The organism is Glutamicibacter creatinolyticus (assembly GCF_006094275.1).
Taxonomy (GTDB): domain Bacteria; phylum Actinomycetota; class Actinomycetes; order Actinomycetales; family Micrococcaceae; genus Glutamicibacter; species Glutamicibacter creatinolyticus.
The window spans coordinates 968,550-991,336 of sequence record NZ_CP034412.1; the positions used below are offsets into that span (position 1 = coordinate 968,550).

General features: G+C 65.3%; 19 protein-coding genes. 14 read left to right on the forward strand and 5 right to left on the reverse strand.

Annotation, left to right across the window (positions count from 1 at the left end; genetic code table 11):
* Positions 1 to 45 precede the first annotated feature (45 nt).
* Positions 46 to 1,299, forward strand: coding sequence for a serine hydrolase domain-containing protein (locus GcLGCM259_RS04450; RefSeq protein WP_217496553.1), 1,254 nt, complete (start codon positions 46 to 48; stop codon positions 1,297 to 1,299).
* Positions 1,300 to 1,350: 51 nt separating this feature from the next.
* Here the strand turns inward: GcLGCM259_RS04450 and GcLGCM259_RS04455 are convergent, their stop codons facing one another.
* Positions 1,351 to 2,199, reverse strand: coding sequence for a hypothetical protein (locus GcLGCM259_RS04455; protein WP_138925900.1), 849 nt, complete (start codon positions 2,197 to 2,199; stop codon positions 1,351 to 1,353).
* Positions 2,200 to 2,383: 184 nt separating this feature from the next.
* On the opposite strand from GcLGCM259_RS04455, the gene GcLGCM259_RS04460 reads away from it, so the two are divergent.
* The 6 genes from GcLGCM259_RS04460 (at position 2,384) to GcLGCM259_RS04485 (ending at position 10,357) form a co-directional block, all read left to right on the forward strand.
* Complete coding sequence (locus GcLGCM259_RS04460; protein ID WP_138925901.1) at positions 2,384 to 2,725, forward strand: hypothetical protein; 342 nt, start codon at positions 2,384 to 2,386, stop codon at positions 2,723 to 2,725.
* On the forward strand, positions 2,718 to 4,319 hold the full coding sequence (locus GcLGCM259_RS04465) for a sensor histidine kinase (RefSeq protein WP_175419325.1): 1,602 nt from the start codon (positions 2,718 to 2,720) through the stop codon (positions 4,317 to 4,319). The genes GcLGCM259_RS04460 and GcLGCM259_RS04465 overlap by 8 nt, the downstream gene beginning before the upstream one ends.
* The gene (locus GcLGCM259_RS04470; protein ID WP_138925903.1) at positions 4,316 to 5,872 is read left to right on the forward strand and encodes an SLC13 family permease; all 1,557 of its coding nucleotides are present in this window, start codon (positions 4,316 to 4,318) and stop codon (positions 5,870 to 5,872) included. Before GcLGCM259_RS04465 ends, GcLGCM259_RS04470 begins: the two co-directional genes overlap by 4 nt.
* A gap of 87 nt (positions 5,873 to 5,959) precedes the next feature.
* Positions 5,960 to 7,186 carry a glycerate kinase family protein gene (locus GcLGCM259_RS04475; RefSeq protein WP_138925904.1) on the forward strand — a complete coding sequence of 409 codons (1,227 nt, stop codon included), beginning with the start codon at positions 5,960 to 5,962 and terminating at the stop codon, positions 7,184 to 7,186.
* A 461-nt stretch (positions 7,187 to 7,647) separates the two neighbouring features.
* Positions 7,648 to 9,873: a polyribonucleotide nucleotidyltransferase gene (locus GcLGCM259_RS04480; protein ID WP_138925905.1), complete on the forward strand. Its 2,226-nt coding sequence runs from the start codon at positions 7,648 to 7,650 to the stop codon at positions 9,871 to 9,873.
* Between the two features lie 94 nt (positions 9,874 to 9,967).
* A complete protein-coding gene (locus tag GcLGCM259_RS04485) occupies positions 9,968 to 10,357 on the forward strand; it encodes a hypothetical protein (RefSeq protein WP_138925906.1) in 390 nt (129 codons plus the stop codon).
* Between the two features lie 46 nt (positions 10,358 to 10,403).
* Here the strand turns inward: GcLGCM259_RS04485 and GcLGCM259_RS04490 are convergent, their stop codons facing one another.
* Positions 10,404 to 10,574 (reverse strand): DUF4236 domain-containing protein, encoded by a 171-nt coding sequence (locus tag GcLGCM259_RS04490; protein WP_138925907.1) that lies wholly within the window; start codon positions 10,572 to 10,574, stop codon positions 10,404 to 10,406.
* 102 nt (positions 10,575 to 10,676) lie between these two features.
* Positions 10,677 to 11,252 (reverse strand): phosphorylase family protein, encoded by a 576-nt coding sequence (locus tag GcLGCM259_RS04495; RefSeq protein WP_138927173.1) that lies wholly within the window; start codon positions 11,250 to 11,252, stop codon positions 10,677 to 10,679.
* A 184-nt stretch (positions 11,253 to 11,436) separates the two neighbouring features.
* On the opposite strand from GcLGCM259_RS04495, the gene GcLGCM259_RS04500 reads away from it, so the two are divergent.
* The 3 genes from GcLGCM259_RS04500 to GcLGCM259_RS04510 all read left to right on the forward strand — a co-directional run bounded on the left by GcLGCM259_RS04500 (position 11,437) and on the right by GcLGCM259_RS04510 (position 16,920).
* A complete protein-coding gene (locus GcLGCM259_RS04500; protein WP_138925908.1) occupies positions 11,437 to 12,858 on the forward strand; it encodes a 3' terminal RNA ribose 2'-O-methyltransferase Hen1 in 1,422 nt (473 codons plus the stop codon).
* On the forward strand, positions 12,855 to 15,377 hold the full coding sequence (locus GcLGCM259_RS04505) for a polynucleotide kinase-phosphatase (RefSeq protein WP_138925909.1): 2,523 nt from the start codon (positions 12,855 to 12,857) through the stop codon (positions 15,375 to 15,377). Before GcLGCM259_RS04500 ends, GcLGCM259_RS04505 begins: the two co-directional genes overlap by 4 nt.
* A gap of 172 nt (positions 15,378 to 15,549) precedes the next feature.
* Complete coding sequence (locus GcLGCM259_RS04510; RefSeq protein ID WP_396278146.1) at positions 15,550 to 16,920, forward strand: M16 family metallopeptidase; 1,371 nt, start codon at positions 15,550 to 15,552, stop codon at positions 16,918 to 16,920.
* Between the two features lie 48 nt (positions 16,921 to 16,968).
* Here the strand turns inward: GcLGCM259_RS04510 and GcLGCM259_RS04515 are convergent, their stop codons facing one another.
* Positions 16,969 to 17,388, reverse strand: coding sequence for a hypothetical protein (locus tag GcLGCM259_RS04515; protein ID WP_138925910.1), 420 nt, complete (start codon positions 17,386 to 17,388; stop codon positions 16,969 to 16,971).
* Positions 17,389 to 17,582: 194 nt separating this feature from the next.
* Between GcLGCM259_RS04515 and dapB the strand changes: the two genes are divergently transcribed.
* Both dapB and GcLGCM259_RS04525 read left to right on the forward strand, forming a co-directional pair.
* Positions 17,583 to 18,341, forward strand: a complete 759-nt coding sequence (gene dapB, locus GcLGCM259_RS04520; RefSeq protein WP_138925911.1) for a 4-hydroxy-tetrahydrodipicolinate reductase — start codon at positions 17,583 to 17,585, stop codon at positions 18,339 to 18,341.
* Positions 18,338 to 18,790 carry a hypothetical protein gene (locus tag GcLGCM259_RS04525; protein WP_138925912.1) on the forward strand — a complete coding sequence of 151 codons (453 nt, stop codon included), beginning with the start codon at positions 18,338 to 18,340 and terminating at the stop codon, positions 18,788 to 18,790. The genes dapB and GcLGCM259_RS04525 overlap by 4 nt, the downstream gene beginning before the upstream one ends.
* Positions 18,791 to 18,865: 75 nt before the next feature.
* Here the strand turns inward: GcLGCM259_RS04525 and GcLGCM259_RS04530 are convergent, their stop codons facing one another.
* The gene (locus GcLGCM259_RS04530; protein ID WP_175419326.1) at positions 18,866 to 20,017 is read right to left on the reverse strand and encodes a heparan-alpha-glucosaminide N-acetyltransferase domain-containing protein; all 1,152 of its coding nucleotides are present in this window, start codon (positions 20,015 to 20,017) and stop codon (positions 18,866 to 18,868) included.
* Positions 20,018 to 20,084: 67 nt separating this feature from the next.
* Here GcLGCM259_RS04530 and dapA point away from each other — a divergent pair, with 67 nt between their 5' ends.
* Together dapA and GcLGCM259_RS04540 are read left to right on the forward strand one after the other, a co-directional pair.
* Entirely contained in the window at positions 20,085 to 20,996 is a 912-nt protein-coding gene (dapA, locus tag GcLGCM259_RS04535) for a 4-hydroxy-tetrahydrodipicolinate synthase (protein ID WP_054820581.1), read from the forward strand.
* Positions 20,997 to 21,016: 20 nt separating this feature from the next.
* Positions 21,017 to 22,723: a ribonuclease J gene (locus GcLGCM259_RS04540; RefSeq protein ID WP_054820580.1), complete on the forward strand. Its 1,707-nt coding sequence runs from the start codon at positions 21,017 to 21,019 to the stop codon at positions 22,721 to 22,723.
* The last annotated feature ends 64 nt before the right edge of the window (positions 22,724 to 22,787 follow it).

The window sequence follows — 22,787 nt, forward strand, 5'->3', positions numbered from 1 at the left end:
CAACACGGTATGGGTACAGCGACATTTTCTTGGGAAGGAACTGCCATGGACGCCATGGATCAACAGGGCAATGCCGTGATGGTGGACGTCACGAACTGGAAGCAGCCGCAGAACCTGCACTGGTCCTTCCAGCACATGGCCGACTTCCTGCCCACCGCGCCCATCGCACGGGGGTCCGGGCCGGTGGCCGAGCTGCCGGCCGCGCACCGTGACCTGGATTCGGTGCTGGTTCCGGGCACCGTGCCCGGGCAGGCACCGGTCAGCGTGGGAGCGGTCATGGCTTCGACCAACACCGACGGGTGGATGCTGCTGCACCGCGGCCAGGTGCTCACCGAACAGTATTTCGGGCAGATGAACGCAGACTCGGTCCACCTGCTGATGTCGGTGAGCAAGTCCCTGATCGGGGTGGTGGCCGGCGCGCTCTGCGACGCCGGGACGCTGGATGCCGATGCCCAGCTCACCGACTATCTTCCCGAACTGGAGGGCACCGGGTACGCCGGGGCGACGGTCCGCCACCTGCTGGACATGCGTTCGGGCATCAACTTCTCCGAGAACTACCTGGACCCGCTCTCGGGCATCCGGCTGTTGGAGCAGGCCATTGGCTGGGCCCCCACCCTCGCTCCGGGGCCCACGGGAATGTACCCCTTCCTGAAGACGCTGCAGCGCAAGACCGCGCACGGCGGGTTCTTTGAATACCGTTCCTGCGAAACCGACATGCTGGGCTGGGTGTGCGAGGCCGCCGCCAGGCAACCCATGGCGCAGCTGATGTCCGCGGTGCTCTGGGGGAAGATCGGCGCCGAGGCGGACGCCGTCCTTGACATTGACCAGTTCGGGACCGGCACCTTTGACGGGGGGATCAGCGCCAGCCTGCGGGACATGGCCCGCTTCGGGTCCATGCTGCTGAACGACGGTGTCTCCCTGAGCGGGCAGCGGGTGCTCTCCTCAACGTGGATGGCCGAAACCCTGGAGGGGGCACCGGATTCGCGGGACGCCTTTGCCACCAGCCCCGGCGACTACCGGATGCCCGGCGGCATGTACCGCAACCAGCTCTGGTTCCCCTACTCGGGCAATGACGTGTTCCTGTGCATGGGGATCCACGGCCAGCTGGTCTACATCAACCGTCCGGCCGAAGTCGTGGCCGTCAAGCTCTCCAGTTGGCCGCTGCCGCAGGAACCGGCCAAGCTCTTCGCCACGCTCGGTGCCTTTGACGCCATCGCCGCCGCGCTGCTCGTGGAAACCTCGACCGCCCCGGAACCCGGAGCCGCGGCCGCCGGTCCGGCAACCGCCGCTGGCCAGTAGGCCAAAGGCGCCCGGGTCCCACGATCGGGGACACCGCACGGGCCGGTGCCCTTAGCCGAGGATCGGCGCGGTGCGTTCCGGCTCGTGCCATAGGCGACGGGATTCCAGGTACCAGAAGTATGAGAACAGCCCGATCTCGAACCATTCGACAATGAACAGCGCCTGGGAGATCCCCAACGCCTCAAGGACGGGCCAGGCGATGAGCCCTGCGGCCATCAACCCCACCAGCACCGCGTAATGCCAGCTGCGCTCGCCGGCCCCGCCATCCGGGCACAGCCGGGCCGGGCCCACATGGCTGGCGATGGCGATGCCCATGCTGCCGATCATCAAGGCCGCGGCCGAGGCATGCACCCCGGCAAATTCCGCCCCCTCGATCGTTCTCCAGGTCAGCAGCACCAGAAATCCGGCCAGCAGCACCACCCCGATGTGGGTCAGCACGGTGGTGGGCAGGTTGTGCATGAACTCCCCGCGCGGCCACCGCTTGGTGCGCCAGCCGAGCCACGCGAAAACTGCGGTCACCACCAGGATGGCAATGATTGCCACGCGCACCGAGAGCACCAGCTTCACCCGTTCGCCCTGCGATAACTCCTGCAGCGTCTGCCCGAGCTTCGTGGGCACCAGTGCCACGAACATGGCGTAGAACCCGGCCAGGTTCAGCGACAGGTCTTCCAGGGGCGGGCCGCTATATACCACCAGCAGCACCCCGGTGGTGACCAGCATGGCCACGAACAGGTCGCGCGCGGGACCCAAATAGTAGGAGCTGATGGATGATTCAATCCGCTGGTTCACGACGCCGTAGACGATGATGGCCACCACCAGAAGCAGCGGAACGACCAGCAGCATCAGGCGCACATAGCGCAGAGTATCGCGGCCGTAGAACGATTGCACAGAGTTGCCCATACCTGATTGTGCAATGCCCGGGCCGCGCTGGCCAGCGTCCGGCAGGCATCCCTTGGCAAGGCTGAAGGACACCTTAAGCGGCTAGGTCAGCGCCGGTTTTTCTCATAAAGCTCTCATGCACCCGTCATCTGAGTCTCACGAACGTCTAATTACGGTCTCACAAGGGATTTCTAGTGTTGGGGACATGATCAGACGCATACTTATCATTCTCGTCGTGCTGGCCGTTCCGGCCGGTCTGGCGACGGCCAGCCAGCTGCTGGCCGACACCGCCAATCCACCAACCCCGCCCCAAGAGCCGGTGGTTGTCGAACTCTCCCCGGCCCCGGACACACCCAAGCCGGAAACCCCCAAACCCGGAACCTCCGCGCCGGGTACCGAAGCGCCGGGGGAGGCCGAGCCGGCGCCGCCGGCCCGGCAGGAGCCGGCTTCCACGGTGCCCTCAACCAACCCGGGGACCACTCCCACAACCGAATCCGATTCCGACGATGACGTTGCGGATGACCGGGGCGGTGAGGACGATGACTAAGACCATTGACACGCGAACCCCCGCCGGGCACCCGCTGCGCCCGGCCCCGGACGGCGGCACCGAGACCGCCGCGGCGAAGCAGCCGGTCCAGGGCCAGGGTTCGGCGGTCTCCGCCCGCTGGCGGATCGTTGGCTGGATCGTGGTCACCACCGCGCTGACCCTGCTGGCCGTCACCGTCACCATGCGCTCGGTGATGTCCGGACAGATCGCCGAGGCCGCGAACGCCGGCATCACCCAGGAGATCCAGGAGTTCCGCACCTTCGCCGCCGAGGGACTGGACCCGCAGACAGCCAAGCCGTTCACCTCCATGGATGAGCTGATGGAACGCTACGTCGCCCGCCAGCAGCCGGTCGCCGGTGAAGCGATCATCGGTGAGGCCGGGCAGCAGGTGTACACCGCCCAGGGCGCACTGGACCAGGCCGGGGACCGCCTGGCCACGGACCACGCCCTGCTGCAGCGCATCGTGCAGGACCCGCAGTCCTCCGGCGTGTACGACACCAGCCATGGGCCGGTGCGCTGGGCGAAGGCCGAAGCCACCGGTGAGGGGACCGCGGTCGCCGACCCGTCCACCGAGGCGCACCTGGTGGTTGCCCACTTCACCGGGGCCGCACAGGAGCAGGCCGACCGGCACACCGTGCTGCTGCTGGCCATCGCCGCCGGCGGCCTGGCGTTGACCGCCGGGATCGCCTGGCTGGTGGCCCGGCACATCATGCGCCCGATCCGCGCGGTGCGCGAAACCGCCGAGCAGATCACCGCCCAGGACCTCTCGGCCCGCATCCCGGTGCACGGCCGGGATGACCTGGCGCAGCTGGCCGAGACGGTCAACGCCATGCTGGACCGGGTGGAGGGATCCCACCTGGCCCAACGCCACTTCATCGCCGAGGCCCGGGCACACCTGTCCGAACCGCAGCACCGCCTGGCCGTTGCGGTGCGCGAACTGGCCCGCGGGGAGCTGTCCACCACCAAGCGCTCCCACATGGCCGCCCAGGCACAGGACCTGATTGGGCAGATGGGCCAGTGCCTGGCGGACCTGGAAATCCTGGCCCAGAGCACCAACCCCGGTTTCGTTGCCCCGCAGTGGGCGTCCGTCGGGGAGGTGACCGCCCAGATCGCCGCGCAGGCCTCGGGCAGCGACCTGCTGGCCGGACGCCACCTGGCGATCGAGGCCACCTCCGCCACCAAGGCCTGGCTGGATCCGGCGCGCATCACCGATGCGCTGCGCCAGCTGATCGGCAACGCCGTGCAGTTCACCGGCCCGGGGGACACCATCCACCTGGGTTCGGCGGTCACCGGCGGCACCGCCAGCTTCTGGGTCCAGGACCACGGGGCGGGGCTGGAGGCCGAGCAGGCCCGCAGCCTGCTAGAAAGCTACCGTACCCAGGGTGCGGACCGCGGCCAGCCGGGCATGGGCCTGGGCCTGGCGGTGGTCAAGGCGGTCGCCGAAGCCCACCGGGGCAGCGCCTGGGTGGAATCCGGCGCCGGGCAGGGCACCTGCTTCGGAATCAGCTTCGGCGCCGACGCCCTGGCCCCGGCCGCCGCCGGCAGTGAACGCTTCGCCGACTGCATGGCCAGCACCCTGGGAGCCGAGTCATGACCGGCACCAGGCAGCGCACCCGCAGCACCGAGCGCTTCCGCTACAGCACCGCCCCGGCCGGTGCCGGGCCGGTCCCCGAGGCGCGCACCGCCCGGGCGTGGAGCCGGCAGCGTTGGGCCGCGGTCATCGCCGCCGTGCTGCTGGCCGGGTTCATCACCTGGTGCATCCTCAGCGTGTTCGAGCAGCCGGCGGATCCGGATACGGCGCTGCCGGCCCAGGGTGCGCTGACCCTGGGCGTGTTCGCGGTGGCGATCTGGCTGTGGATCTTCTCCCCGGTCTCCGACACCTACGTGGCGCTGGGCGCCGCCCTGGTGCTGGTGCTGATGGGGGTGCTGCCCGAAGCCGAGCTGTTCGCCTCCCTGGGGGAGGACACCATCTGGCTGCTGCTGGCCGCGTTCGTCATCGCCGCCGGGATCACCGCCACCGGGCTGGCCACCCGGGCCGCGGCCTACATCGTGGCCGGGGCGCGCACCCCGCGCCAGCTGGTGCACCTGGTGGCCGGGGTGCTGGTGGCCACCGCCTTCGCGGTGCCCTCCACCTCCGGGCGGGCCGCCCTGGCCATCCCGGTGTTCGTGGCCCTGGCCAAGGCGCTGGGCGACCGGCCTCGGGTGGTGCTGGCCCTGTCCCTGGTCTTCCCCTCGGTGATCCTGCTTTCCGCGGTCGGCTCCTACCTGGGGGCCGGGGCGCACCTGATCACCAGCCAGATCCTGCAGGCCTCCGGGTTCAGCGGATTCTCCTTCGCCTCCTGGCTGCTCTACGGGCTGCCGCTGGCGTTCGTCTCATCCCACCTGGCGGCCGAACTGATCCTGTGGATGTTCACCGGCCACCAGGACCGCAAGGCCCGGCTGGCGGTGAGCCTGGAGCAGCTGCAGCAGAACTCGCCGGTGCCGTTGACCGGTCCGCTGAGCGTGGCCCAGTCCCGGGCGGCCCTGCTGGTGGCCGCGGTGGTGGTGCTGTGGTGCACCGAACCGCTGCACCAGCTGCACCCCGCGATCGTGGCACTGCTCGGCGCCCTGCTGGTGACCAGCCCGGGCTTCGGATCGGTGCCGCTGGCCAAGGCGCTGAAGGCGGTGCCGTGGGCGATGCTGATCTTCATGGCCGCCACCCTCACCCTGGGCACCGCGCTGGCCAACACCGGGGCCGCCGGCTGGCTGGCCAACAGCGCCCTGGCCCCGGTCAAGCACCTGGGCCAGGCCGCCGGATGGGTGTTCGCGGTGCTGGTCATCGTGATCTCCGCCGCCGCCCACCTGGTCATCCAGTCCCGTTCGGCCCGCTCGGCGGTGCTGATCCCGCTGGTGATCTCCCTGGCGCCCGGGCTCGGGGTCAACGCGGTGGCGATCGCCTTCGCCTCCACCGCGGCCGCCGGTTTCTGCCACACCCTGACCAGCAGCGCCAAACCGGTGAACCTGTTCTCCGACATCGAGGACGTGCCCATCTACACCCCGGCCCACCTTCTGCGGCTGAGCGCGGTGCTTGGCCCGCTGATGGTGCTGCTGGTCGTGGTCTTCGCCTTCTGGGTCTGGCCGGCCATGGGCCTGCCGCTGATGCTCTAGCTCCAGCGCCGACCAGCACCGGGTCCCAACATTTTCAACCATCCACCCACCACCGAACCTTCCCCAGCTCAACAAAGGAGTTCCCCCATGGCTCACGCACTGCCCCAACGTATTCTTGTCGCCCCGTCCGGATTCAAGGAGTCCCTGGACGCCGACGCCGTCGCCGCCGCCATCGGCGCCGGGGTGCGCCGCGCCCTGCCCGGCGCCATGGTCAAGGCCGTACCGATCGCCGACGGCGGCGAAGGCACCGCCAAGACCCTGGCCGCCGCCACCGGCGGACGGCTGATCCCGGTCACGGTCACCGGCCCGGTCGGCCAGCCGGTCGAAGCCCACTACGCGATGCTCGGAGGGGATGCGTCCGGGACCGCCGTGGTGGAAATGGCGGCAGCCGCAGGGCTGCGCCTGGTGCCCCACGACCAGCGCGATCCCGGGCTCACCACCAGCCGCGGGGTCGGGGAGCTGATCGCCGCGGCCATCGATGCCGGCGCGCAGCAGATCCTGGTCGGCTGCGGGGACTCGGGCACCTCCGACGGGGGCATGGGCGCCCTGCAGGCCCTGGGCGTGCGGATCCTGGACGCGGTGGGCAACGAGGTTCCCGCCGGAGGAAACCACCTCTGCCGCATCGACAGGCTGGACCTTTCCGGCCTGCATCCGGCGCTCGCCGACCGGAGCGTTCCGCTCACCCTGGCACTGAACCAGCACAATGTGCTGACCGGGGCACGCGGGGTGGCCCGCGTCTTCGGGCCGCAGAAGGGCGCCACCGCTCAGCAGGTGGAGGCCATGTCGGCCGGGTTCGAGCACTGGGCCGCGGTGCTGCGCCGCGACGCCCTGGATTCGGCGCGCACCACCGACTTCGCCACCGCCCCGGGCACTGGCGCCTCCGGGGGACTGGGGGCCGGCCTGGCCGCCGTTGGGGCCAGCCTGCTGCCGCGCTTTGAGGCCCTGCTGGACTCCGGGCTGGCGGGAATCGACCTGGACGGGCTGCTGCGCGGGGCGGACCTGGTGATCACCGCAGAAGGGGCGATTGACTTCCAGACCCCGCGCGGCAAGGTGCCGGCCGAGGTGGCCCGGCGCGCGGCCCTGCACGGCGTGCCGGTGGTGGCGCTGGCCGGCACCCTGGGCCGCGGCTGCCGCGACGTGCACGATATCGGCATCGACGCCATCGCATCGATCGTGCCGATTCCCATGACGCTGCGCGAAGCCGTTGACGACGGGGAGCGCCTGCTGGTTGAAGCGGCCGAACGCTTCATGCGCACCATCATCCTTGGCGCCTCCATGGCCGCAGCCCGGCTAAGTGCGCGCGACGCCTGGTAAACAAGCAGAAGCGGTCGCCGTCTTTCCTCGTCGGGAAGCCGGCGACCGCTGCCTGAACTGCGCCGGCCCACCTCCCGGCAAGACCGACCGCGGATTAACCTGAGCGTGTTTTCGCCATGCCCGCCCTCCTGGACAGCCGGTACTGTTCTCCTGGTTCGGCCGTTGCACGTAGCAGCGACGCCTAGGACTTGCCCGGGTGTGGCGTGAAAAACTGCGGCTGAGGGCAATAAACGGTACGCTTATATGTGGGTCTCCAGGTTGTACCGGAACCCACGATTAAAAATATCTCCCAAGACTGCGACACCGTAGGTCCCGACCGCTTCTAGATCGCGGTCCTCGGTAGTGGCTTTCGCTTTGGAACGCACCGAAGCGCGAGTCTCGATCGAAGACCAGATCTGGGTAGGGCTACACGGTTCGCTATGTCCCAAGCATTGGGAGCGACCGAAAGGAGCACCCCCTTAATGGAGGGTCCAGAAATCCAATTTGCCGAGGCAGTCATTGACAATGGCCGCTTCGGACAGCGCACCATCCGCTTCGAGACCGGCCGCCTTGCCAAGCAGGCCGCTGGTTCGGCAATGGTCTACATTGACGAAGAAACCGCACTGCTCTCGGCCACCACTGCCGGCAAGCACCCGCGTGAGGGCTTCGACTTCTTCCCGCTGACCGTGGACGTCGAGGAGCGCATGTACGCTGCCGGTCGCATCCCGGGCAGCTTCTTCCGTCGTGAAGGCCGTCCCTCGACCGAGGCCATCCTGGCCTGCCGTCTGATGGACCGCCCGCTGCGTCCGGCCTTCGTCAAGGGCCTGCGCAACGAGGTCCAGGTAGTCGTCACCGTCATGGCCATCCACCCGGATGAGCTCTACGACGTGGTCGCCATCAACGCCTCCTCCATGTCCACCCAGCTCTCCGGTCTGCCGTTCTCCGGCCCGATCGGTGGCGTACGCGTGGCCCTGGTTGACGACGGCAACGGCCCGCAGTGGGTTGCCTTCCCACGCCACTCCGAGCTGAAGAACGCCGTGTTCAACATGGTGGTTGCCGGGCGTATCGCCGGTGACGATGTCGCCATCATGATGGTCGAGGCCGAAGCCACCGACCACGCCTGGGAACTGATCAACGAGCGCGGTGCCCAGGCCCCGACCGAAGAGATCGTCGCCGAGGGCCTGGAGGCTGCCAAGCCGTTCATCAAGGTGCTGTGCGAGGCCCAGGCCGACCTGGCTTCCCGCGCCGCCAAGGAAACCGTTGAGTTCCCGATCTTCCGCGACTACGAGGAAGACGTGTTCGCAGCCGTCGAGGCCAAGGCCACTTCCAAGCTGACCGAGATCTACCAGATCGCCGGCAAGCAGGACCGCGACAACGCGGCATCGGCCTACAAGGAAGAAATCGTCGCCGAGCTGTCGGGCGAAGGCGCAGAATTCGCCGATCGTGCCGGGGAAATCTCCAAGGCCTTTGGCGCCGTCACCAAGCAGGTGGTGCGCCAGCGCATCCTGACCGACCAGGTACGCATGGACGGGCGCGGTCTGGCCGACATCCGTCAGCTCTCGGCCGAGGTCGAGGTGCTGCCGCGTGTTCACGGTTCGGCCATCTTCGAGCGTGGCGAAACCCAGATCATGGGCGTGACCACCTTGAACATGCTGAAGATGGAGCAGCAGATCGACTCGCTGAGCCCGGTCACCTCCAAGCGCTACATGCACAACTACAACTTCCCGCCGTACTCGACCGGTGAAACCGGCCGCGTGGGTTCGCCCAAGCGCCGCGAAATCGGCCACGGTGCCCTGGCCGAGCGTGCGCTCGTGCCGGTGCTGCCGTCGCGCGAGGAGTTCCCGTACGCGATCCGCCAGGTCTCCGAGGCGCTGGGCTCCAACGGCTCGACCTCGATGGGTTCGGTCTGCGCCTCGACCCTGTCGCTGCTGAACGCCGGTGTGCCGCTGAAGGCGCCGGTGGCCGGTATCGCCATGGGCCTGGTCTCGGACACCGTGGACGGGGAAACCCGCTACGCCGCCCTGACCGACATCCTGGGCGCCGAAGACGCCATGGGTGACATGGACTTCAAGGTGGCCGGTACTTCCGAGTTCATCACCGCGATCCAGCTGGACACCAAGCTGGACGGCCTGCCGGCCTCCGTGCTGGGTGCCGCACTGACCCAGGCCCGCGAAGCGCGCCTGCACATCCTGAACGTGCTCAACCAGGCCATCGACACCCCGGATGAGCTCAGCGTCAACGCGCCGCGCATCATCTCGGTGAAGATCCCGGTTGACAAGATCGGCGAGGTCATCGGCCCCAAGGGCAAGATGATCAACCAGATCCAGGAAGACACCGGCGCGGACATCTCCATCGAGGACGACGGCACCGTGCTGATCGGCGCCACCGACGGCACCGCCGCCGAGGCTGCCCGTTCGGCGATCAACGCGATCGCCAACCCGCAGGTTCCCGAGGTGGGCGAACGCTACCTGGGCACCGTCGTGAAGCTGACCACCTTCGGTGCGTTCGTTTCGCTGACCCCGGGCAAGGACGGTCTGCTGCACATCTCCGAGCTGCGCAAGATCAACGACGGCAAGCGCGTCGAAGATGTTGAGGACGTTGTCTCGGTGGGTCAGAAGATCCAGGTTGAGATCACCAAGATTGATGACCGCGGCAAGCTCTCGCTCGCCCCGGTCGTGGAGGAAGAGGCACTGGCTTCGGCCGAGTAAGCTTCCCACTTCATTACGCCAGGCCCTGGCCCGCTACTTGCGGGCCAGGGCCTGGCGTTTAATGGTGGCGCTGAGCCGAAGGATAACAAGAAGATTGAGCAGCAGTGCCCGCGTCGCCTTGGCAGGGGAGGAAAGCCAGGGAAGGGCGCGTAGCTCCGAGACGGGCTACGATCATCTGATGACAAACAAAAAAGTGCCATCGATTCCGTCCACGGAGTTCGTGCTCACCAGCGGAGATGGCCTAGAGCGTACAGGTCTGGTCGTCTCGGGTTTGGGCGCGGTGCTGGGCATCCTGTTGTTGGTAACCTCCGGCTCCCCGGTGCTGTTGGGGCTAATTCCCATTGGACTGCTGCTGATGATCACCGGTTATACCAAAAAGTCTTCAACCGCTAACGTAGCCGCGTTCATTTTGGAAATGGAACGGTTCGAAGCCAGCTATGCAACTGATGGACGCACGCACCAGCCCCCGGCAGCAGCCGAATAAACCTCGGGCCGCTCACCCACGCCTCGTCCCGTGCAGACAGAGGGTCCTAGAAGATCTTCTTGCGGAATCCCAAGCCCTTGCCGAGGCGAATACTGAGATTGCCGCGGGAAGACAGGGTAAACGGGCCGGCCTTCTTGGAAACAGATGGTCCGGACTTGTACACGTTCAACGTCAGACCCTTACCGAGCTTCTTACGTTTACGAAAGACAAAGCCCACAGCAATCCCCGCCTCAAATCGATGTATACCGACACCATCAGCGTACGTCGCTGGTGGCAAAGAGGCGAGGGCTGAAATGGAAATTCAACTTTGGGCGGGAAACTAACCGACTAAAGCGCCATCGTTCAGGTGCTGTTCCCAGAACGTACGCAGTTGTGCGCTCTTACGGGCCACCACAGACAACCAGTCTTCGATGGTGGTACTGCTGTCCGCGAAGTCTGAAGGCACCTTGAAGATCTGCAGCGGTACATTGAAGCGTTGGCAGATGCTGGCGTAGGCATAGCCTTCCATGTCCACCAGGGCGGCACCCGACCCGGCGATGCGAGAGCGCTGATGATCATCACTGACGAAGACATCGCCGGTGGCCATGGTCAGTTGGTGTTCGGGAACGATGAGTTCACCGCTGGGGGCAAGCGGCTCAGTTTCCAAGGGAAAGTCGTGCTGCAGCACCCTGGTCACCTGGTAGACAGTGTCCATGTCGGGGCGATCCGCACCGTCCGCGACAACCCCAGCAGTTCCGAGCACGACGACTCGTTGGATATCGCCCTGGGCGAGTGCCCCGGCCAGCGCTGTTGCCGCATTGATTTTCCCGATGCCAGTGACCAGATGCTCGACATCGCTGAATGCGGTAGCTTCTCCAGGATGGGCGAACACGTACAAGGACTTCTGGTCCGGCATGGATTTCCCTTCGTCTGTGGTCTCCGGGCGTGCGCCGCAGAGCATCCAATCCATTTTAGCGCCGACTAAAAACAGTCAGAACTGACGCAGTACGCCGATATCCACGAATCCTCGGTTCAACTGGGCGTTTATCGGCGTAGGCCAAGTAGCATAGGCTCAACTGCCGCAGGCGAGAGGACCACAGGTGCTGTTGACCATTACTTTGGAGTCGAACCCGGAAACCGAGATCGATGCGACGGCACTGTCCCACTTGCTACGCAAGCATCCGGCGAAGGTCCAGTCCTTCAACCTGCCCGTCGGGCAGGCCCACGTCTTTTACCCTGAGGTCTCAGCCCAGCTCACCACCGCGGCATTGCTGCTCGAAGTTGACCCCATCGGGCTGGTCCGCAACCGACGTTTCCGCGGCGATTCCGGCGTGCTGGACTACTACGTCAACGACCGGCCCTATGCCGCATCCAGTCTGATGTCTGTGGCGCTGGGAAAAGTACTTCGAAGTGCCATGACTGGCATGAGTGAAATGTACCCGGAATTGGTGCAGGCACCTTTGCCATTGAGGCTTGAATTGCCCGTGGTCTCGGCTCGCGGAAATCAGCAGGAGGATTTGATTCAGCGGCTTTTTGAGCCACTGGGATGGTCGGTGGAAACTGGAACCCTGCCCTTGGATCCCAACTACGAGAGTTGGGGCGCATCCAGGTATCACCACCTGAAGCTGGAGGGGCAGATCCGTCTTGATCACGCGCTGCGCCAACTCTATGTGCTGCTTCCGGTACTGGATGACTCGAAGCATTATTGGGTCAACGATGATGAAACCGAAAAGCTTGCCCGTCAGGGCGAAGGGTGGCTCGCTCAGCATCCGGAACGTGAATTGATCCTGCAGCGCTACCTCGCCCATCAAAAGGCTCTGGTCGGTCTGGCGCAGGAACAACTGACCGTCGCTTCTACGGAACTCGGTGGGGAATCGGCAGATGACCTTCGAAAGTCGCCGGCCACTGGTCAAACGCCGTTGCGCGTACACCGCGCCAACACCGTTCTCAGCGTCCTCAAGGAATGCGGCGCACAAAGCGTGGTGGATGTGGGATGCGGTGCTGGAGCCTTGCTGCGTCGTCTGCAGCAGGACCGGTTCTTCACCCGCATTGTCGGAACTGATGTCTCCGTCCGCTCCCTGCAACAGGCAGCACGCAACCTTCAACTGGAGGAGCGCTCTGACAGGGAGCGAAGCCGTATCGACCTGCTGCACAGTTCGGTTCTCTACACCGATGAACGTTTGCGGAATCATGACGCACTCGTGCTGATGGAGGTCATTGAGCACATCGACCTGTCGCGGCTTCCGGCATTGGAGAACTCTGTCTTTGCCGAGACATCTGCGGGAGTCGTGATCGTCACCACCCCAAATTCGGAATTCAATGAACTGTACCCACGGCTGGCGGCTGGCACGATGCGGCATGAGGATCACCGTTTTGAATGGACCCGGGAGCAGTTCGCGACGTGGTGCTCCGAGATCACTTCACGCTACGGCTACGCAGTGGAGATCCGGGGGATAGGCGATAACTCACCAAGAGCCGGAACACCCACCCAAATGGCGATCTTTCGAAAGGAGCAGGCATGAGTCGGTTATTGATCCCGGAGGTCGGCCTGGTTCTATTGATCGGTGCGTCAGGCTCTGGGAAGTCGCGCTTCGCTGCCGAACACTTTGGCAAGTTCGAGGTACTCTCCAGTGACTACTTTCGGGGACTGGTAGGTAATGACGAGACCGACCAATCGGTGACGGCCGCGGCCTTCGAAGCGCTGAACTTCGTGGCCGGCAAACGGCTGGAAGCGGATTTGCTCACGGTGGTTGATGCGACCAGCGTGCAGCACTCGGCGCGCCAACAGCTGATTGAGGTCGCTCGCGCCCATGACGTGCTCGTCTCAGCCATTGTGTTAGATATGCCTTTGCGGCTGTGTCTCGAACGCAATGAGGCGCGGGTCGCGTACCGGGTCCCGCCCGCGGCGATCGAGCGCCAACATCAACAGCTGCGCAAGTCCTTGAAGGGGCTGCGCAAGGAAGGCTACGCGCGCCTGCACATCTTGAACACTCCAGAGGAGGTCGCGCAGGCGACGGTCGTGCGGCACAAGCTGCTCAACGACTTCCGGGATCAGCATGGCCCCTTTGACGTCATTGGGGATGTGCACGGCTGTCTGGAGGAACTGGTTCTGCTGCTGCAGCGGCTGGGGTATCGGATCAGCCGCGACAAGCTGAACCGTCCGGTGGATGCGCTGCCGCCAGAGGGTCGCAGGGCGATCTTCGTCGGCGACTTGGTGGACCGCGGGCCGGATTCGGCCGGCGTGCTGCGGCTGGTGATGGGGATGTCCGCCTCCGGGCATGCCCTGGCGGTCCCGGGAAACCACGAAGACAAGCTGGTGCGGGCTCTGCGCGGGCGAAAGGTCAGCCTGGCTCATGGGCTGGAAGGAACCCTGCAGCAACTGGAAGCCGAGGGGCCCGACTTCAAGCGAGACGTGCTCGATTTTTGCTCCGGACTGGTTTCCCACATGGTGCTTGATGTCGGAAACCTGGTCATCGCCCACGCCGGCCTGATCCAGCAGTACCAGGGCAGGGCCTCTGGTAGGGTCCGTGCGTTCGCCCTGTACGGCCAGGTGACCGGGGAGAAAGATGAGTATGGCCTGCCGGTGCGTTATCCGTGGGCCAGGGACTACCGCGGGCCGGCCACGGTGCTTTACGGGCACACGCCGGTGACCGAGGTGGCGTGGATCAACAACACCGCCTGCCTGGATACTGGCTGCGTCTTTGGAGGACAGCTCAGTGCCATGCGCTACCCGGAACGAGAAGTCGTCGCCGTGGATGCCCTCAGAAAACACAGCGAACCGATACGTCCGCTGGAGTCCCCACATGGGCCACAACGTGAACCTGGCGTTTTGTCCATGGAGGATGTCACCGGCCCGCTGCACTTGAAAGCCAAGGGGCTGGGCACCATCCGGATTAGCCAAGAGCAGGCTGCCGGGGCGCTGGAGACCATGAGCCGATTTGCCATTGACCCGCGCTGGTTGCGCTACCTGCCACCGACCATGGCTCCGGCGGAATCCTCCAAGAGTCCCGGGTACCTGGAGCACCCGACCGAAGCGTTCACCTATTTCCGTAAGCAGGGAATCACCACGGTGGTGTGCGAAGAGAAGCACATGGGATCCCGGGCGGTGCTGTTGCTCAGCCGCAATCCCAAGCGCTTTAACGCACCGGCTGAGTGGCTGGGGGCCCTGCACACCCGAACCGGGCGATCGTTTCTGGAGGGCGCCGCCGAGCGCGAGCTACTGCAACGGGCGCACCAGATCTGTGACGAGTCGGGGTTATGGGCGGAACTGGACACGGACTGGGTGATGCTGGACGGTGAACTGCTTCCTTGGTCTCTCAAGGCAGAGTCCCTGATCAAGGACACCTACGCGTCGGTTGCCGCCGCCGGGACCGCGGCGATGGCCGCAGGTGTTTCAGTGCTGGAGAAGGCAGCCGCCACGGGCTTGGATGTCACGGACCTGCTGTCACGCACGCGGGAGCGTGGCGAGCACGTGGTGCAATTCCGCGAAGCCTACCGCCGATACATCGGTTCACCCGATGAGCTGCGATTCGCTGCGTTCCAGGTACTGGCCTCTGAGGGGCAGACTCATGAGGAACGGGACCACGGTTGGCATCTGGACATCGCCAGGCGTTTGGCCCGGACCGGTCCGGACGTGTTTTCCGCAACCCGCTGGCAGCAGGTGAACCTCGAGGATCCGCGTTCCGAACGGGAAGCGGTGCAGTGGTGGCAGGAACTCACCCAGAGCGGTGGTGAGGGCATGGTGGTCAAACCGTGGAGCAACCTGACTCGCGGAGCCAAAGGCTGGGTGCAGCCCGGCATCAAGGTGCGCGGCCGTGAGTACCTGCGGCTGATCTACGGTCCTGACTACCTGAAGCCGGAAAACCTGGAGCGCCTGCGACAACGGGCCACGGATCGCAAGCGATCCCGGGCCTTGCAGGAGTACATCCTTGGACTTCAGGCCCTGCGCTTGACCGCCCAGGACGAACCGCTGTGGAAGGTGCACCAAATGGTGTTCGGGGTGTTGGCCCTGGAATCCGAGCCGCTGGATCCACGGCTCTAGCGTTCGGTTCGGCGGCGGCTCGTGCGCCGGTGATGGTCATGGGAGCCGAGGTGAGAGCTTGCTCCCACGCAAAGCTGAAATACAGGACGCTATGCGAAAATAGTTCAAGCTATTTTGGGGTTGGCGAGACCCCAAGATTCCAAGTTTTCTTCCCAGAAAAGGACGTTCCTCAGTGGTCATGATTCCGTTGCCGTTGCATTCACTGTCAACCAGTGAGTTCTCTTCGGTGGATCCGGCCGACCCCACCTTGGTGCACCGTGGGGACGGCGGTTCCGAGGTTCGGCGCAGCATTCTGCCTGGCGGAGTGCGGGTCCTGACCGAGGCCATGCCCGGGCAGCGTTCAACCACGGTTGGATTCTGGGTGCCGGTCGGTTCCCGGGATGAAACCGAAGGGCATCACGGTTCCACCCACTTCCTGGAACACCTGCTGTTCAAGGGCACCAAGAAGCGTTCTGCCCTGGAAATTGCCCACGCCTTTGACGAGGTCGGTGGGGAAGCCAACGCGGCCACAGCGAAGGAATCGACCTGCTACTACGCCCGGGTGCTCGACTCGGATCTGCCCATGGCCATGGAGGTCATTGCCGACATGGTCACCTCCGCGGTTATCGACCCGCAGGAGCTGGAGCAGGAACGCGGGGTCATCATTGAAGAAATCGCCATGGACGCCGATGATGCCATGGATGTAGCCCATGAAAAGTTTGTCGCCGCCGTCCTCGGGGACCACCCGTTGGCCCGTCCCATTGGCGGAACGCCGGAGGAAATCCGCAGCACCACCCGTGAAGCGGTCATGGAGCACTATCACGCCCATTACCGTCCTAGCGAGCTGATTATCACCGCGGCAGGATCGTTGCAGCACGATGAGGTGTGCCGCCTGGTGCTTGAGGCCCTGCAGGATGCTGGCTGGCACCTGGACCCGATGGCCGAGCCAGAACCGCGCCGCGACGCCACCCCGGCAGACATCACCGGCCACGCCGGCGTTGAAGTCATCACGCGCCCGGGGGAGCAGGCAAACATCATCATCGGTTGCCCCAGCATCACCGGCCACGACGAGCGCCGCCATACCCTGGCCGTGCTGAACTCCGTGCTCGGCGGGGGCATGAGTTCGCGTCTGTTCCAGGAGATCCGTGAAAAGCGCGGCCTGGTGTACTCGACCTATTCTTTCTCCGCCGCCTACTCGGATGCCGGCTATTTCGGCATGTACGCCGGCTGCACCCCGGCCAAGGCCGGGGAAGTGATCGGGCTGCTGGAAGCCGAGCTGGAGAAGCTCGCAGCGCAGGGCATCTCCGAGGAAGAACTGCGCAAGGCCAAGGGGCAGCTTTCGGGCGGCACCGTGCTGGCGCTGGAGGACCCGGGCAGCCGGATGTCACGCCTGGGACGGGCCGAAATGATCACCGGTGAATTCCAGGACCTGGACGAAGCCCTGGCCCGGGTGGCCGCAGTGACCTGCGAGAGCGTTCAGGAACTGGCGCGGGAACTGGCGGCCAAGCCACGTACCATCACCGTGGTTGGGCCATTTGACTCCGAGGCCGAGCTGGGGCTGTAACCCCTCCCGGCCGTCCGAAACCCGGCAACCGGCGAAGAGGGGCAGCCACTACTCTTCGCCGGGCACCGACGAGCTGACCCCGCCATACTTCTCAATGGTGGACCACAGATCCTCGGGGAAGGTTTTCTTGACGTCTTCCTGGTACTGCTTGCCTTCACGGGGTACCGTCACGGTTTCACCCTGAACCTTGAACGGGTAATTCGCTGACTGCTCGATTTGCCCGGAATCAACGTTTGACGCGTTGGTGCATTCGGCCCAGCCAAACGTCGTGTCCCCGTCCTGGCGGAATACCTCGATGCTGCACGTCGGGTCTTCCACCCACGTACTGGCCTCAATCTGCGCTACCAGATCCTGTTTCTCATCATCGCTGATGGCCTGTGGTTCGACTGCGTCGCTGCAGCCGGAAATCATGGTTGCCAGGGTCAACATCAAAGCCCCAACGGCCAACCCTGCTTTCGTGCGTGCCACGGTATTCCATTCCTAGATCCAATCCTGCGAAAAGCATTTCACCACTGACAGGGCAAAGGCAAGATGAAGTGGACAGCACCGTGCGTACGGACAGAATCCGGGCAGGCCGCAACGCGCACCCTTGACGTCATGCCAGGTGCAGATCACTTAACCCAGCGACGAGTCAGCGCTGGGCAGGGGATAGGCTTAAACGCATGAGTGCACAAATCAAGGTGGCCGTGCTCGGTGCCGGCGGACGCATGGGTTCTGAAGCCATCACCGCCGTCAAAGCGGCCGAGGATATGGAACTGGTCGCGGCCCTGGGGCGCAATGATGAACTGAGAGCCGTACTGGATGCCGGGGCAACACACATCGTGGATCTGTCGGTGCCCGCCGCCACCGAGCAAAACGTGCGTTTCGCCGTCGAGAACGGCCTGCATGCAGTGGTTGGCACCACCGGTTGGGATGACCAGAAGCGCGAAAGCCTCTGCGAACTGCTGCAGTCCAAACCCGACGTGGGTGTGCTCATTGCCCCGAACTTTGCCCTTGGAGCCGTGCTCACCAGCGCCTTTGCGGCCACGGCCGCGAAGTACTTTGAGTCGGTGGAAATCATCGAACTGCACCACCCGAACAAGGTGGATGCCCCCAGCGGAACCGCAGTGCGAACCGCGGAGCTGATCGCCACCGCCCGGCAGGACGCCGGGGTCGCGCCAAGCCCGGATGCCACCGAAACCCAGCTGGATGGCGCCCGGGGCGCTGTTGTTGATGGAGTCCACGTCCACTCGGTGCGTCTGCGCGGCCTGGTGGCCCATCAGGAAGTCCTGCTCGGTGGACCGGGGGAGCAGCTGACCCTGCGTCATGACTCCTTTGACCGCGCCTCCTTCATGCCCGGCGTGCTGCTGGGGCTGCGGACCGTGGCTAGTCGACCGGGACTGACCTACGGGTTGGACGGATACCTGGAGTTGGGCGCATGAAAACCAAGATTTGGGTAGGCGGAATTCTGCTCCTGTTTGTCCTCTATCTGCTGATGGCCTTCAACCAGGCGGTTCGGTTCTTGTCCACGGACGAACCGGTGGCCAAGGTCATGGGTGTGGCGATCCTGGTGATTCCCGCCTTGGGCGTGTGGATCCTGATCCGCGAAATCCTCTTCGGGCTGCGCACCCAGAAGATGGGCCAGCAGCTGGCTGACACCGGCGGGCTGCCCGAGGAACTGCCGCGCATGCCCTCGGGGCGCTTCGTGCGCGAAGCCGCCGACGCCGACTTCGAGAACCACAAGCGCGATGTCGAAGAGCATCCGGAATCCTGGCAGTCCTGGTACCGCCTGGCGTTGGCCTATGATGCCAGCGGGGACCGCAAGCGGGCCCGCACCTCAATGCGCACGGCGATCAACTTCTGGCTCGGCAAGCAGAAAACCAACAGCTAACCGGCAACAAAGACCCGTGCCCCCGCTTCCCAGCGGGGGCACGAGTCTTTGCCATACCGGCGGTAATCCGCCGCGCTACCTTGAATCAACGCCGCTCAGGTACCTCACCCCAGCCTCCAGTGGCGCCGAGCGCCCCGTACGGGCCAGGGTGAGCGCCGTCAGCAGGACCACGGCACAAAGAATCCACCAGCAGGTTGTCGGCCGGAAGAACAGCTGCAGGATGGGCAGGAGAATCAGGTGCCCGGCATAGAGGGTCAGCGGCGCCCGGCCCGCGGCGGCGACCAGCTGACCCACGTATCCGAGCCGGTCGGTGAGCAGAAGGAAGATTCCCAGTACCGCCACGGCGCAGGCCGCCGCGTGCACCGAGGCCACCGGTGAAGTGCTGTGCGGCGTGGGAAGCCACAGATACCTCGGATCGCCGAGGAACGCGTCAAGGTTCCCGCCAGCGGAGCGTCCGGTGAGCAGCGCGGTGCTCGCATCTCTCCTGCTCATGCCGGACGTGGAGGCCAACTCCCCAAGGAAGCGCTGGGCAGCGAACCAACCGGCGGCAAACGTTGCCGCCGCGATGGCCGTTCCGCCAGCGAAGAACCACCACGCGGCGCGCGGCTGGCCCAGCGCGAACCGGGAGAGCCACAGACCCAGCAGGCCAAACCCGCACCACACCAGCAGCGGGTAGTAGCCGGTGACCACCAGGTCTTGGAGCAGCAGCACGGGGTGGGCCAGATCCACGAACGTGGGATTGTGCCCAAGCACCTTCGGCTCCAGCAATGCCGCCAACGGCCGCCAGGCCACCGGGGTCAGTGCCAGCCACAGCACCGCGGCCGGCCCCAGGATCCGGGCGGGCAGGAACACCGCGGCGGCAAGCACCGCAAACAGCAGCCCGTAATGCACCAGGATGTTCGCGATCCGCTCATTGACCGGTCCAAGCAGCATGCCCAGCGCCGCGATCACCAAGGCCCGGCGCAGGATCACGGTGGTGACCTGGCCGCGGGTCAGGCCGCGGCGCTGCAGGCTGCGGCAAAACAAGCCCAATGACACCCCGGCCAACACCATGAACAGGGCCGAGGCCCGCCCGGCCGCCAGCCACCCGGTCACCGTCGGCACAGAGCCGCCCACCAGCGGATCCTGGTGGTACAACGGAAAAACATGGGCGGCAAACATGCCCAGGATGGCCGCGGTGCGGGCCGCATCAAGACCCGACAGCCTGCCGGTTGTGCTCAGTCGCATAGCCCTTATGGCATCACAGATTAACAAGAAGATGCTATCGGCACGGTGCGACGTGTAGATTTGAATCATGGCTTCTAGTGCATCCGATTTCTCCACGTACCCGTTTGGCACCGTACTGACTGCGATGGTCACCCCCTTCACCACCGATGGTGAAGTTGACTATGACGCCGCAGCCAAGCTGGCCAACAAGCTCGTGGACGACGGATGCGACGGCCTGGTTGTCACCGGCACCACCGGCGAAACCTCCACGCTGACCGATGAGGAAAACATCGGCATGTTCCGCGCCGTCGTGGAAGCCGTGGGGGACCGGGCCAAGGTCCTGGCCGGTTCCACCACCAATGACACCCGGCACTCGATCAACCTCAGCCGCGAAGCCGCCAAGACCGGGGTGGACGGCATCCTGGTCACCGCACCGTACTACAACAAGCCGAGCCAGGCCGGCATCGTCGCGCACACCGAGGCCATCGCCAACGCGGTGGACCTGCCGATCATGATGTACGACATCCCGGGCCGCGCCGGGATCGCCATCGCCGCCGAAACCCTGATCCGCCTGGCCGACATCCCGCAGGTCATCGCACTGAAGGACGCCAAGGCCGACTACCAGTCCACGACTACCGTGCTGGCCAACACCGACCTGCACGTGTACTCCGGGGATGACGGGTTGACCCTGCCGCTGATGGCCGCCGGGGCCGTGGGCGTCGTCTCGGTCTCGGCCCACGTGGCCGCGGCCCAGTACCGCAAGCTGGTGGACGCCATGCTGGCCGGGGACCTGGCCACCGCGCGCGCCACCCACTTCGAGCTGGACCCGATCCAGCGCGCCGTCATGGGCCACATCCAGGGGGCCGTGGCGGCAAAGCACATTCTTCACTGGCAGGGTGTCCTGCCGACCAACACCGTCCGGCTGCCGCTGTTCGCGCCGTCGGACGCCGAACTCGATGCCATTCGTTCCGACCTTCGTGAGGGCGGCTGGGATCTGTAAAAGAAAGGGCGTTTTCGTTCATGACCGAATCCTCTGTCGGCAAGGCTGATACTGCACGGCTGCAGACACCTGCCAAACTCAAGAAGGGCACCCTGCGTGTGGTCCCGCTCGGCGGTCTGGGCGAGGTCGGCCGTAACATGGCGGTCTTCGAGATCGACTCGAAGCTGCTGATCGTTGACTGCGGCGTGCTCTTCCCCGAGGAGCACCAGCCCGGCGTGGACCTGATCCTGCCGGACTTCTCCTACATCAAGGACCGCCTGGACGACGTGGTGGGCATGGTGCTCACCCACGGCCACGAGGACCACATCGGCGCGGTGCCCTACCTGCTACGTCTGCGCGAGGACATCCCGATCTACGGCTCCAAGCTGACCCTGGCGTTTGTGGAGGCCAAGCTGGCCGAGCACCGCCTGAAGGCCAACTCCACCGTCGTGGTGGAGGGCGAGGTCACCCAGATCGGCCCGTTCGAATGCGAATACGTGGCCGTGAACCACTCCATCCCTGATGCGCTGGCGGTGTTCATCCGCACCAAGGCCGGAACCGTGCTGCACACCGGTGACTTCAAGATGGATCAGCTGCCGCTGGACGGGCGCATCACCGACCTGCGCCACTTCGCCCGTCTGGGCGAGGAGGGCGTGGACCTGTTCCTGCCGGACTCCACCAACGCCGAGGTGCCCGGCTTCACCGTGCACGAGAAGGACATTGGCCCGGTGCTCGAGGCACAGTTCGCCAAGGCCCGCCGCCGGATCATCGTCGCCTCCTTCTCCTCGCATGTGCACCGCGTGCAGCAGGTGCTGGATGCCGCGGCGATTCACGGCCGCAAGGTCGCCTTCATTGGACGTTCGATGGTGCGCAACATGGGCATCGCCGAGCGCCTGGGCTACCTGCATGTGCCGCAGAACGTGCTGGTTGACCTCAAGCAGGTCGAGCAGCTGCCGGACCACAAGATCGTGCTGATGTCCACCGGTTCGCAGGGCGAGCCGATGGCCGCCCTGTCGCGCATGGCCAACGGCACCCACAAGGTCGAGGTCGGCGCCGGGGATACCGTGATCCTGGCCTCCAGCCTCATCCCGGGCAACGAGAACGCGGTGTTCCGCGTCATCAACGGCCTGATGCGCCTGGGCGCCGAGGTGATCCACAAGGGCATGGCCAAGGTGCACGTCTCCGGGCACGCCTCGGCCGGCGAGCTGCTGTACTGCTACAACATCCTGCGCCCGAAGAACGTCATGCCGGTGCACGGTGAAACCCGCCACCTGATTGCCAACGGCCGGCTGGCCGCGCAGTCCGGGGTGCCGGAGGAGAACGTGATCCTCGCCGAGGACGGTTCGGTCATCGACCTGAAGGACGGGGTCGCCCAGCTGGTCGGCCAGGTCGACTGCGGCTACGTGTACGTGGACGGCTCCAAGGTCGGCACCATCACCGAGGATGACCTGAAGGACCGCGTGGTGCTCGGCGAGGAGGGGTTCATCTCGGTCATCACCGTGATCAACCGCCAGAACGGCACCGTGATCACCGGACCGGACATCCACGCCCGCGGCGTGGCCGAGGACGACAAGGTCTTTGACGAGATCAAGCCGAAGATCGAAGCGGCAATCGTGGAGGCGGTGGCGAACAACCCGTCGCACACCACCCATCAGCTGCAGCAGATCACCCGCCGCGTCATTGGTTCCTGGGTGTCGCGCAAGCTGCGCCGACGCCCGATGATCGTGCCGGTCGTGCTCGAAGCGTAAACGCTGCCCATAACGTCAGCCCCCGCTCTTTTTCTGAGTTGATTCGGAAAAATTGCGGGGGCTG

Coding starts and splice junctions, on each gene's coding strand:
- GcLGCM259_RS04450 (WP_217496553.1), top strand. CDS start 46: ATGGACGCCATGGATCAACAGGGCAATGCCGTGATGGTGGACGTCACG.
- GcLGCM259_RS04455 (WP_138925900.1), bottom strand. CDS start 2,199: ATGGGCAACTCTGTGCAATCGTTCTACGGCCGCGATACTCTGCGCTAT.
- GcLGCM259_RS04460 (WP_138925901.1), top strand. CDS start 2,384: ATGATCAGACGCATACTTATCATTCTCGTCGTGCTGGCCGTTCCGGCC.
- GcLGCM259_RS04465 (WP_175419325.1), top strand. CDS start 2,718: ATGACTAAGACCATTGACACGCGAACCCCCGCCGGGCACCCGCTGCGC.
- GcLGCM259_RS04470 (WP_138925903.1), top strand. CDS start 4,316: ATGACCGGCACCAGGCAGCGCACCCGCAGCACCGAGCGCTTCCGCTAC.
- GcLGCM259_RS04475 (WP_138925904.1), top strand. CDS start 5,960: ATGGCTCACGCACTGCCCCAACGTATTCTTGTCGCCCCGTCCGGATTC.
- GcLGCM259_RS04480 (WP_138925905.1), top strand. CDS start 7,648: ATGGAGGGTCCAGAAATCCAATTTGCCGAGGCAGTCATTGACAATGGC.
- GcLGCM259_RS04495 (WP_138927173.1), bottom strand. CDS start 11,252: ATGCCGGACCAGAAGTCCTTGTACGTGTTCGCCCATCCTGGAGAAGCT.
- GcLGCM259_RS04505 (WP_138925909.1), top strand. CDS start 12,855: ATGAGTCGGTTATTGATCCCGGAGGTCGGCCTGGTTCTATTGATCGGT.
- dapB (WP_138925911.1), top strand. CDS start 17,583: ATGAGTGCACAAATCAAGGTGGCCGTGCTCGGTGCCGGCGGACGCATG.
- GcLGCM259_RS04525 (WP_138925912.1), top strand. CDS start 18,338: ATGAAAACCAAGATTTGGGTAGGCGGAATTCTGCTCCTGTTTGTCCTC.
- GcLGCM259_RS04530 (WP_175419326.1), bottom strand. CDS start 20,017: ATGCGACTGAGCACAACCGGCAGGCTGTCGGGTCTTGATGCGGCCCGC.
- dapA (WP_054820581.1), top strand. CDS start 20,085: ATGGCTTCTAGTGCATCCGATTTCTCCACGTACCCGTTTGGCACCGTA.
- GcLGCM259_RS04540 (WP_054820580.1), top strand. CDS start 21,017: ATGACCGAATCCTCTGTCGGCAAGGCTGATACTGCACGGCTGCAGACA.